Here is an 11607-nt window from a genome sequence, read left to right on the forward strand (position 1 = left end):
TAAGCAAAGGCAGTATCTTTGAAAGGTAAATGTGATAGATGTTATTTAAAAACCCAATAATTCTTTACGGTCTATTCTTCTTGATAGTTCCTATTATTGTACATCTTTTTCAGTTAAGAAAATTTAGTAAAGTTGCTTTTACAAATGTTGCTTTTCTTAAACCATTAATTAATCAAACTAGAAAAAGTCGCCAGCTCAAAAAATGGTTGACTTTATTAGCGCGATGTCTAACTGTGGCTTGTATTGTATTTGCGTTTGCACAACCTTTTTTGCCAGGTAGTAATACCGCCACTCAAGAAAAACAAACTGCTATTTACCTGGATAATTCCTATTCGATGGAATTGAATGGTAAAAATGGACCCTTATATAAAAACGCAACTAGCCAACTATTAGAAAAATTACCGGCAGACAGAGTTTTTACACTTTTTACCAATGACAAGGTCTTTGCAAATACCAATAGACAGCAAATTACCAATGATTTACTAGCAAATACGTATTCAACAGAGTCACTTTCGTTTAACCAAATACAGCTCAAAGCCTCTTCCCTATTAGATGATAAAAATGCGGCAAAAGAGATCATAATCATATCAGATTTTCAGAATACAACAGGAGTAAATTTTCCAGATACATTGCAAAATATAAAAAGAGAACTGGTAAAATTAGAGCCTCAAGAAATGAATAACATATCTATTGATACTGCTTTTGTAGCAAATCAATCTGGATCGAGCTTAAAATTACAAGTAGATATTAGCGCTAATTACGAAGTCAATGAACCAGTTACTTTGACACTTGAAAACAACACAATCCTACTTGCTAAAACTTCCGTTCTTTTAGAAAACCAAAATGGTACAGCATATTTTGATATAGAAATAGACGAACCTATTATTGGTAAAATATACATTGAAGACAAAGGGATTTCTTTTGATAATGAGCTTTTTATAAGTACTGGTACTAAACAAAAAATTAAAGTTTTAAGTATCAACGGCGCCGATTCTAATTTTCTAGATCGATTGTACAATGAGGATCAGTTTGACTATTTAAGTGTTAAAGAAAGAGACGTTAACTATAATCTGATTAAAGATCAAAATTTAGTAATTATAAATGAAGTGGGAAATATTCCTGCGAGTTTAAGTATCGAATTGAATAAGCTAACTAAAAATGGTGGTTTCTTAGTCGTCATTCCTAGCTCTCCATCTTCTGGATATGAAACTATTGGACTAGCTGGAATAGAGTATAATGATGTTTCAAAAAAAATTACCCAAATTAATTTTAATCATCCTTTATTTAAAGGTGTTTTTAATAAACGTGTTTCCAATTTTCAATATCCTAACGTAAAAAGTGTTTTAAAAAGCACCAATGCCATTGACCCTATTTTAAAATATGAAGATGGAAGCAGCTTTCTATATAAAAATCAAAATACTTACATATTTACAAGTAGTCTTAATCTAGAGAATAGTAATTTTCAAAATTCTCCTTTGATCGTTCCGGTTTTATATAATATGGCAGTTAATGCATTACCTATATCGCAATTGTATTACGAATTAAACAGCAGCAATGCTATAGCTGTCAACACCGATATAAATCAAGATCAAATTGTTAGTTTGTCTAACGGTATTACTGAAGTGATTCCTAGACAACAGGCTTTTGATAATTATGTGCTTATTACTGCTGGACAAGATTTTTCTACTGCAGGTAATTATGATGTCCTATTGAAAGAAGAAAAGATTTCTAATATTAGTTTTAATGCAAAACGTCAAGAAAATAAATTGAATTATTACTCAAATACAGATTTAGGTGGCAATCTTTCAGTGTCAATTGACGATTTACTTTATAAATTAGATCAAGAAGAAAACATTCTTTCTTTTTGGAAATACTTTGTCATGGGAGCGCTATTCTTCCTTATTTGTGAACTATTGATATTAAAGTTTTTAAAATGATCCTACTCAAAAATGCTACTATTGTCGATGACAGTTCAAATTTAAACGGCCAAAAAAGAGATCTACTCATTAAAAATGGGAAGATTGAAAAAATAGGGGTTTCCATAAATGAAGAGAAAGCAAAAATCATAGAACGTGATAACATGCATGTTTCTATAGGCTGGATAGACACTAGTGTAAGTCTAGGAGAACCAGGGTTTGAAGAAAGACAGACCTTAGAAAATGGTGTCAAAGCAGCTGCCGCTGGAGGTTTTACTACAATTATGCTTAACCCTAATAACCAACCTAACCCACAAGATCAATCAGGTATAAAATACTTGAAAAACGTCACTGCAAATCAGGCGGTAACTGTTTTACCTGTTGGTTCTTTTTCTTTAGATCAAAAAGGAGAACATCTTGCAGAATTATATGATATGCAGCGAGCCGGCGCTGTTTCCTTTTATGATTATAAACATGAAATTACAAACGCAAACTTGCTTAAGGTAGGCTTACAATACACTTCTTCATTTAATGGTGTGGTACAGTCGTTCCCTCAAAACAAAGATATTGCAGGAAAAGGAATGGTAAATGAAGATATTATAGGTACTAATTTAGGGCTAAAGTCTATGCCTAGTCTAGCTGAAGAACTTCAAATAGCAAGAGATTTAAGGATTGCTAATTACACAAAAGGAAGATTACATATTCCAACGGTAAGTACCAACGAAGGATTAAACCTGATCAAAAAGTATAAAGAAACAGCTCAAAATGTAACTTGTAGCGTTTCCATACACCATCTGACAATGTCTAGTAACGAGTTAGAATCATTTGATGCAAACTTCAAAGTACAACCACCGTTAAGAGATGAAGAGGAAATGAAACAACTTTACAAACATTTATCTAGTGGAATAATAGATGTGGTTACCAGTGATCATATACCATTAACTATTGAACATAAAGATCTAGAATTTGATAGAGCAACCTCTGGAACTATAGGTTTAGAAAGTGCTTTTGGTGCTCTACATAATTTAATTGAACTAGAGAAAACTATTGAACTACTAACAAATGGGTACCATGTTTTTCATCAAAATAGACCAACGATTGAAGAAGGGCAATTTGCAAACTTGACCCTATTTGAACCTGAAACGTCTTATACGTTTGAACAGAAACATATCGTTTCTACTTCAAAAAATTCTGCTTTTTTAGGAAAGCAAATGAAAGGGAAAGTAATTGGGATCATCAACAATAAAAAAGCCATTTGGAATGAGTAAGAATCCACCAGCAAAGAACCTTGCCATACTTGCTTATGCTAGTTCAATCTTTTTATATATCCATTTAATGATTTTTATCGCTTTGTTCGGTATCTCTATTATTCTCAATTGGAATAAGGGAAATACATTTGCCACCTTTCACATTAGACAAATGTTTGGTATAGCTGTTATAGCTGTTATTATATCGGTCTTTGCAGGAAACATACCAGAAGATCAATTACTACTGCCTTTGATAATCATTACTTTAATGGTGCTACTTGCCTTATTAGGACTGGTTAGCGCACTGCGCAATCAACAAGATTTATTACCATATATAGGAAAACACTTCCAACAATGGTTCACTTTTATTAAATAGCAAATTTGAATACATCACTTACATTACAACATATTACTCGTCCCGCGAGCAAAGAAAATGCACCGTTACTCCTATTGCTTCACGGCTATGGCAGTAATGAAGAAGATCTATTTTCATTTACTCCAGAGATCAGTGAGGATATATTTATCGTTTCTGCTAGAGCTCCTTTTGATTTACAACCTTATGGACATGCCTGGTATGCTATCAATTTTGATGCTGCTGGTGGAAAGTTCAGTGATAATGATCAAGCTAGAGAAAGTATGGTATTGATCTATACTTTCCTCGAAGAACTTAAAGCAACTTATTCCATTGATCCTAATAATTTAAACGTTCTTGGTTTTAGTCAGGGCGCCATTCTTTCCTATGGTTTGAGCCTTTCTCAACCAGGCGTATTCCGTAATGTGGTGGCGATGAGTGGCTATATCAATGAAGATATAATTGCAGGTAGAGATGGATTGTCGGTCCGCTTTCGCGAAAGCGAGATCAAAACCAATTACTTCATATCTCATGGAACGGTAGATCAAGTCGTACCTTATGCATGGGCAAAAAAAGCACCTGCGATCCTAGAAGAAATAGGTGCCGATTATGTTTTTAAAGATTATCCAATAGGTCATGGCGTGGCAAGAGATAATTTTTATGATATGAAAGACTGGTTAGAGAAAAGGATTTTAAATTAATTCTTTGATTTAAATCTCCTTATCTTCAGAACTTGCATCCGACGAGCTTTCGAGAGAAGAATGCATCAGTGGGCAATGTGAATGAAACGAACATAGGTCGGAAAGGTTGAAAAGGTACTAGTGATCTCTAGAAAATTTATAGTTTTAGTAAATATTAAAATCAAATGAACAATTCCATAAAATCACGTCAGCAAATTCTAGATAAATTAGGAATTGTATCATTAAACGACATGCAGCAACAAGCTCATGATGCGATTACTAATCATCGTGATACCGTAATCATCTCTCCTACAGGAACTGGAAAAACATTAGCTTTTTTACTGCCCGTAATTGAACAATTAAATCCAGATCTTATAGAAGTGCAAGCTTTGATTCTTGTTCCTTCTCGAGAGCTTGCCATTCAAATCGAACAAGTGATTAGAGAAATGGGAACTGGTTACAAAGCAAATGCGATTTATGGCGGTCGTGCAGGTGCCAAAGACAAAGAAGACTTAAATCATACGCCTGCTATTCTGGTAGGAACACCAGGAAGAATTGCAGATCATTTACGTAGAGAATCTTTTGACCCTTCTTTTATTAGAACTCTTATTTTAGATGAATTTGATAAATCGCTAGAAACTGGTTTTGAGAAAGAAATGAAAGAGATTGTACACGCGTTGCCCAACATTGAAAGAAACGTTCTTACATCAGCAACCTTTAAAGCTGAAATTCCTTCTTTTGTAGGTTTACAAAATCCTCAAGTGTTGAAATTTGAGAAGAAGACAGATAGTGTACTACAAATCAAGACCATGGCGTCTGATTCTAAGAATAGATTTATAAATCTAGAACAAATCATTGCAAGAACTGGCAACGGCAACGGAATCATCTTCTGTAATTTTAAAGATTCTATAGAAGAAGTAAGTGAGTTTTTGAATAGTAGAAATATCTCGCATTCTGTATTTTATGGAGGTTTAGAACAAAGAGATCGTGAACGTGCTTTAATCAAATTTAGAAATGGCACACATCAGTTATTATTAGCCACAGATCTTGCTGCTCGTGGAATAGATGTACCAGAATTGGATTTTATTATTCACTATGAACTGCCATTTCATAAAGAAGAATTTACTCATAGAAACGGGCGTACCGCAAGAATGCATGCTGATGGAACTGCTTATGTTCTTCACAATAAAAAGCATCCTTTACCAGACTATATAGAAGAAAGCTCACCGCTAGAATATACAGAGCGTTTGAAGGTTGATAAAATACAAAGATGGGAGACCCTTTTTATTTCTGGTGGTCGAAAGGATAAAATCTCCAAAGGTGATATTGCTGGGCTCTTTTTTAAACAAGGGAATCTTGAGAAAAATGAATTAGGGACTATCGAATTAAAACAAGATTGTGCTTTTGTGGCCGTTCCTTTTGAAAAGTCCTATGATTTGTGCAAAGAGCTGAATAATTCTAAGATCAAAAAACGTAAAGTTAGAATTTATAGATTGGATTGATTATTTTCAGTATTTGAATCAAGATAGTATAAGAATGAGTGATAGGAAGATTAAAAAGATCAGAGGACAAAAAAACGCAGCTTTGTTTCTTACCAAAGGTGCTTTTTTGTGCGATGATGACCTATTTAAGGAAAGATACTTTTGATGCACATCAAACTCCGCATTATATAATTTGTGGAGCTTCTATCGCTCTAATGGTTATAGGTATGATGGCCTACAGAAAAAGTTCTCGCAAACTAAAGGATCTTGAAAACTAAATTTAACTAGCTTCTAGATAGTTTGAGAATATTATATTGGTATTATTATCGATCTTTATCAAACAATAAAGCTTTGATCGTTTCCATCTCTACTTGTTTTTCCTTGTTGATGTCGTAACGTATCAACACTTCACCCCAACGATCGTTATCAGTAAAGTTAGCTAGAACCCATTTATGGTTGATAAATTTGGTATCATTAATCCTGAAACCACGACCTTTTCCTACATAAGGAACCAATGGGTTACCACCTTCTTTAATGTTTAACTCTAGAAGTTGATCCTTCACTATACGCTCTACTTCAAAGGCATCTAGACCTAAGTTATAAAGATAATTCTCGGCTTCAGGATTTCCTTTCAGCGAAAAAACAGAATTTTCATAGTCGGCTTTCACTTGAACAGATAAAGCATCTTTCCTTGCTTGATCCGTTTCGTAAAGCTCTGTTCGCAAGCTTTGAACTTGATTCTCTAGCTTTTCATGGTATCTTCTACCATTTACGTAAATGACTAGTGCAATTAAAGCAGCAAAAATAAATAGGTATAAATAAAAACTTTTTCTCACAGGGATGTTATTTCAAGATTATCGTAAGCTAAAAATACGTTTTCAGGAAGTGATTTTTCTACTTCGTCATGAAAACCTAGATGATGACTTATATGTGTAAAGTAAGTACGTTTAGGTTGTAATTCCCTTACTAATTCCAGTGCTTCTTCTAGGTTTAAGTGCGTTGCATGTGGTTCTTCTCGTAACATATTTAGAATAAGTACATCAAGACTTTTAAGTTTCTCTTTTTCGCCTTGAGCTATAGTCTTCACATCTGTCATATAAGCAACATTACCAATTCTAAAACCATGAACAGGTATAAAGCCATGGTCTGCAAGGACAGGTATAACAGTAACACCGTTTACTTCAAAAGACTCGTTTTCAAATTCATGAACATCTAAAGTAGCTACTCCAGGATACTTATTTTTTGTTGTGAAAATATAATTGAATCTTTCCTGAAGTGCTTTATGTACTCTAGAAGTCATGTAACATTGTAAATTTCCCTGACGAAAATAAAACGGACGCAAATCATCTAAACCAGCAGTATGGTCTGCATGTTCATGTGTAAAAAGCATTGCATCGATAGAAGAAATTTGCTGTTTAAGCATCTGCTGACGGAAATCGGGACCACAATCAATAATAAAACGCTTATCATTTACTTCAATCATAGCACTTACTCGCAAACGTTTATCTTTAGGATTATCACTCAAACATACTGGATGTGAGCTTCCTATAACGGGAATACCTTGTGAAGTGCCTGTACCTAAAATTGTAATTTTTACTTCCATAATTGTTTCATAAAAGTATGGAGATTTTTCCATTAAAGTAGTGTTGTTTGCTACCTTTGTGTAAACAGAAAAATAGTTATAATGGGGATAAGTTTGCCAGGAGATCATGATTTTGAATCGGTACCATCAATAAAGAATAAAGTTCTAAGAGTTAATTTGAACCGTAATATTTATGGAACCTTTGCAGAGATAGGTGCTGGACAAGAAACCGTTAGAAACTTTTTTAGAGCTGGTGGCGCATCTGGAACCATTGCAAAAGCAATGAGTGCTTATGATAAAGATTTTTCTGATGCTGTTTACGGTATTCAAGATGATGGGCGCTACGTAACAGAAGGTAGGCTTAAAAAAATGCTAGAGCATGAGTCTAACTTGATTGAGGAAAGACTTTCTAGAGAAAAACATCCTGAGAAACTATTCTTTACTTACGCAAATACGGTAGCTACTATTGATTTTGCAAAACGATATTTAGGTCATGGATGGGTAGGAATTCGTTTTCAAGTATCACCAGAAGAAGCTTATTCAGAGATTATTTTACACGTGCGTTTTAAAGAACGTGATGCTCGTTTACAGCAAATTACTTTAGGTATCTTAGGAACTAACCTAATCTACGGAGCTTTTTACAAACATGATAATCCTAGAAAGTTACTAGAATATTTATACGATCATATTGACAAGGATAAGATTGAGATAGATATGATTAACTTTTCTGGACCTCGATTTGAAGAAGTAGACAATCGATTGATGAGTTTACAACTTTTAAAGCATGGAATGACAGAGGCCGTTATGTTTGGTCCTGATGGAAACAACATCTTAAGCGCTCGTATTCTTTATAAGAAAAACGTTTTGGCACTGCGCGGTAGTTTCCGTCCTGTGACAAAAGTGAATATGGACATGTTTGAAACCGCTCGTCGTAGATTCTTGAAATCTGGAACGGTTAAGGAAGAAAACGTAGAAACTATTTTTGAAATAACACTTTCTAATTTAAGAGCAAGCGGTGAGATAGATGAAGAAGATTTCATGCACCGTGCAGAACTGCTTTGTTCTTTAGGGCAAACGGTGATGATTTCCAACTTCAAGGAATATTATAAACTAGTAGAATATTTTAACAATTATACCAAAGCTAGAATAGGGCTAGTTATGGGAGTTAATAATCTCATTGAGATATTTGACACTAAATATTATACGCATCTTAGTGGTGGGATATTAGAAGCTTTCGGAAAATTATTTTTCAAAGATCTCAGAGTTTATTTATATCCTATGCTAGATCAAGAAACTGGGGAATTAACCACCAGTGAGAACCTAAAAGTACATCCACGTATGAAAGAACTTTATAAGTTCTTTAAATACAATGGTAAATTAAAAGATCTAGAAGATTACAATCCAGACATACTACATATTTTCTCTAGAGAAGTCTTGAGAATGATTGAAGAAGGTGAAGATGGATGGCAGGAAATGTTACCATCAGGTATTCCAGAATTAATGGAAAAAGAAAACTTATTTGGGTGCAATCTTCAAGAAAATGATAATAAAGAAAGTTCCTCTCATGCAGAAGACGCACCTTTATAAAAAGTTACAGAGTATATTAAAAAACTCCAATTACCAGAAATTTTTCTGATTATTGGAGTTTTTTTATGTTCAATAATTGGTGTTGTTATTACAAGATTTGTGCTGCGTGATCTTTAGTTTTCACTTTCTGAATCACGTCAGAAATTATACCATTCTCATCTATAACAAATGTAGTACGGTGAATCCCATCATACTCTTTACCCATAAATTTTTTAGGTCCCCATACTTGAAAAGCATTCAGTAAAGAATGGTCTTCGTCTGCTAGAAGATCATAAGGAAGTTCATATTTAGTCTGAAAGTTCTTTTGCCTCTTAGGACTGTCTGCACTTGCTCCTAGTATTTCGTATCCGCCTGCGCGAAAACGATCTACATTATCCCTTAAATTACATGCCTCTGCAGTGCAGCCTGGTGTACTTGCTTTAGGATAAAAAAATAAAACCAATTTCTTACCTGTGAAATCTGACAAAGAAACTGTTTGTTCATCTTGATTAAGAACCGAAAAATCTGGAGCCTTATCTCCTACTTTTAATGATGTCATATCGTATTTTTGTTTAAAGCATAAAATTAAAACATGAACAAACAGGAAAAGGTCAATTTTATCATAAATAAATTACAAGAATTGTATCCCACAATTCCTATTCCGTTAGATCATACAGATCCGTATACTTTATTGATCGCTGTTTTAATGAGTGCGCAAAGTACCGATGTACGTGTGAATCAGATCACTCCGCTCCTATTTGACCGAGCAGATAATCCTTATGACATGGTAAAATTAAGCGTTGATGAAATACGCGAAATCATTAAACCTGTTGGACTTTCACCCATGAAAGCAAAAGGCATACATGGACTTTCTCAAATGCTTATAGATCATCATAACGGTATTGTTCCACAAACTTATGAAGAGTTAGAAGCTTTTCCAGGCGTAGGTCATAAAACAGCGGCTGTAGTCATGGCACAATCCTTTGGTATTCCCACGTTTCCTGTGGATACTCATATTCACAGATTAATGTACCGCTGGAATTTGACCAACGGTAAAAACGTAGTACAAACGGAGAAGGATGCCAAACGTCTTTTTCCAGAGGAAACATGGAACGACTTGCACCTTCAGATTATTTGGTATGGACGTGAATACAGCCCTGCACGTGGTTGGGATCTAGAAAAAGATATTATTACAAAAACTGTAGGAAGAAAATCTGTACTTAACGAATATTATAAGAAGTTGAAGAAGTGATGAAGTTTTGAAAATTTTTATTGAATTTTTACACTAGTTGTATTATTAATAAGAATGCTATATCAGAATTAGATACATATAAACAGATTGCTGGGTTTCTTAAAAAGAATATGGACGAAAACTATTCATTTAAAGATGAAATTAGAAGTTAATTGAATTAGTGTTTAACCAATTATCATCTCCATGGAAAATTATAATTTCCTTTTGGAAAGAGCTTATCCTATTTAAGTTACTTAGGTAAAGTTTTATCAAATTTGAGAAAAATGAAAAGCGTTACAGATCCGCACAGTAATTATCATAAAAGTACAAAGTATTTCCCTTTTTAAAGGAAAAACAGGTTGGCGACGAATATAGCGCAGCCACATGAGCAACCAAAAGGGTTTAGCGGTTGAGAGATCTACAAACACTCAAAACAAACTCTAATAGATTCCGCTCTTCAGTGAATTGTCAATTAAGTTTAGATGAATTTTATACTTTTTTGTATCTCACTTTAGCGAAAGCGTAATTAAAACTAAATTCATTACACCATTAAAAAGAAAATCCATTCTCAGTAGCTTTGAGAATGGATTTTCAAATTGAAAACAAAGTATTGATATTAGGCTGATTATATCAATTGTTAAGTGTTTCAAACGTCATGTTCTTGTATCGTGTAACACTTAATGCTTTTGAAAAGTTGAGAAGAGATTTTACCGTCTCATCTTTGGGACCTGTAGGTTTCACTGGTTCAGGAAATGATTCATTGTAAAGTTTAGCCATGTTAGAGGTATGTTTAGTTTTGATATAAACGTACTTTTTTGGACTATATTATAAGAATCGATTGAAATAATTAAATTATCTAGTTAATATGATATTATTTTTATCAATAATCTTGCGTAAGTTGATCAAAGCATAACGCATTCTACCTAGTGCGGTGTTAATACTAACATCAGTTGAATCTGCTATTTCTTTAAAAGACATCTCTTTAAAAATGCGCATGATCAATACCTCTTTTTGATCAGTAGGAAGTTCATCTACTAGTTTACGTACATCTTCATGCATCTGACTAGTAATCATTTCATATTCCATACTTTCTTCTCCGTCGCTTATAACATCAAAGATATCAAAGTCGTTACGGGACTGAAACTTAGGCATACGTTTATTACGGCGAAAGTGATCAATAACAAGATTGTGTGCAATACGCATTACCCAAGGAAGAAACTTACCTTCTTCATTGTATTTTCCTTTCTTAAGGGTACGAATCACTTTAATGAAGGTATCCTGAAAAATATCTTCTGTAATGTCGCGGTCCATTACTTTTGAAAAAATAAAACTGTAGATTCTTTGTTTGTGACGTGTAATAAGAATTTCTATACCTCTTTCATTACCATCAATGTACTGCCTAACCAATGCAGCATCTTGAACATTTTTCATTTCCATAATATAACAACTTAGTTGACCTCAGATAAGAGTCCTTGATCGATTTTTAAAGTAATATTATAGTATAGGCGTTGTGTTTAAAAAATGTTAACGGTATAAATATACCAACATTTAT

12 protein-coding genes are annotated in these 11607 nt (G+C 33.7%); 7 read left to right on the forward strand and 5 right to left on the reverse strand.

Annotated features, from left to right (window positions below):
• Positions 1 to 38 precede the first annotated feature (38 nt).
• The 5 genes from ACTF54_RS06565 to ACTF54_RS06585 all read left to right on the forward strand — a co-directional run bounded on the left by ACTF54_RS06565 (position 39) and on the right by ACTF54_RS06585 (position 5697).
• Positions 39 to 1937 carry a BatA domain-containing protein gene (locus ACTF54_RS06565; protein WP_438969000.1) on the forward strand — a complete coding sequence of 633 codons (1899 nt, stop codon included), beginning with the start codon at positions 39 to 41 and terminating at the stop codon, positions 1935 to 1937.
• On the forward strand, positions 1934 to 3184 hold the full coding sequence (locus ACTF54_RS06570) for a dihydroorotase (RefSeq protein ID WP_347195852.1): 1251 nt from the start codon (positions 1934 to 1936) through the stop codon (positions 3182 to 3184). Before ACTF54_RS06565 ends, ACTF54_RS06570 begins: the two co-directional genes overlap by 4 nt.
• Positions 3177 to 3539 carry a hypothetical protein gene (locus ACTF54_RS06575; RefSeq protein WP_438969001.1) on the forward strand — a complete coding sequence of 121 codons (363 nt, stop codon included), beginning with the start codon at positions 3177 to 3179 and terminating at the stop codon, positions 3537 to 3539. Before ACTF54_RS06570 ends, ACTF54_RS06575 begins: the two co-directional genes overlap by 8 nt.
• A gap of 5 nt (positions 3540 to 3544) precedes the next feature.
• Positions 3545 to 4216 carry an alpha/beta hydrolase gene (locus ACTF54_RS06580; protein WP_438969002.1) on the forward strand — a complete coding sequence of 224 codons (672 nt, stop codon included), beginning with the start codon at positions 3545 to 3547 and terminating at the stop codon, positions 4214 to 4216.
• Between the two features lie 164 nt (positions 4217 to 4380).
• Positions 4381 to 5697, forward strand: coding sequence for a DEAD/DEAH box helicase (locus ACTF54_RS06585; protein WP_438969003.1), 1317 nt, complete (start codon positions 4381 to 4383; stop codon positions 5695 to 5697).
• Between the two features lie 302 nt (positions 5698 to 5999).
• Here the strand turns inward: ACTF54_RS06585 and ACTF54_RS06590 are convergent, their stop codons facing one another.
• The gene (locus tag ACTF54_RS06590) at positions 6000 to 6512 is read right to left on the reverse strand and encodes a hypothetical protein (RefSeq protein ID WP_438969004.1); all 513 of its coding nucleotides are present in this window, start codon (positions 6510 to 6512) and stop codon (positions 6000 to 6002) included.
• The gene (locus tag ACTF54_RS06595) at positions 6509 to 7312 is read right to left on the reverse strand and encodes an MBL fold metallo-hydrolase (RefSeq protein ID WP_347195846.1); all 804 of its coding nucleotides are present in this window, start codon (positions 7310 to 7312) and stop codon (positions 6509 to 6511) included. The genes ACTF54_RS06590 and ACTF54_RS06595 overlap by 4 nt, the downstream gene beginning before the upstream one ends.
• 48 nt (positions 7313 to 7360) lie before the next feature.
• Here ACTF54_RS06595 and ACTF54_RS06600 point away from each other — a divergent pair, with 48 nt between their 5' ends.
• Positions 7361 to 8845 (forward strand): TonB-dependent receptor, encoded by a 1485-nt coding sequence (locus ACTF54_RS06600; RefSeq protein WP_347195845.1) that lies wholly within the window; start codon positions 7361 to 7363, stop codon positions 8843 to 8845.
• Between the two features lie 88 nt (positions 8846 to 8933).
• On the opposite strand, the gene bcp is transcribed toward ACTF54_RS06600, so the two are convergent.
• A complete protein-coding gene (bcp, locus tag ACTF54_RS06605) occupies positions 8934 to 9383 on the reverse strand; it encodes a thioredoxin-dependent thiol peroxidase (RefSeq protein ID WP_347195844.1) in 450 nt (149 codons plus the stop codon).
• Positions 9384 to 9416: 33 nt separating this feature from the next.
• On the opposite strand from bcp, the gene ACTF54_RS06610 reads away from it, so the two are divergent.
• Positions 9417 to 10076 (forward strand): endonuclease III domain-containing protein, encoded by a 660-nt coding sequence (locus tag ACTF54_RS06610; protein WP_438969005.1) that lies wholly within the window; start codon positions 9417 to 9419, stop codon positions 10074 to 10076.
• Positions 10077 to 10685: 609 nt separating this feature from the next.
• On the opposite strand, the gene ACTF54_RS06615 is transcribed toward ACTF54_RS06610, so the two are convergent.
• Positions 10686 to 10832, reverse strand: coding sequence for a hypothetical protein (locus ACTF54_RS06615; protein WP_347195842.1), 147 nt, complete (start codon positions 10830 to 10832; stop codon positions 10686 to 10688).
• Positions 10833 to 10907: 75 nt separating this feature from the next.
• Positions 10908 to 11492 carry a sigma-70 family RNA polymerase sigma factor gene (locus ACTF54_RS06620; protein ID WP_347195841.1) on the reverse strand — a complete coding sequence of 195 codons (585 nt, stop codon included), beginning with the start codon at positions 11490 to 11492 and terminating at the stop codon, positions 10908 to 10910.
• Positions 11493 to 11607: the final 115 nt, after the last annotated feature.

Source organism: Nonlabens sp. (assembly GCF_965657255.1).
Lineage (GTDB): Bacteria > Bacteroidota > Bacteroidia > Flavobacteriales > Flavobacteriaceae > Nonlabens.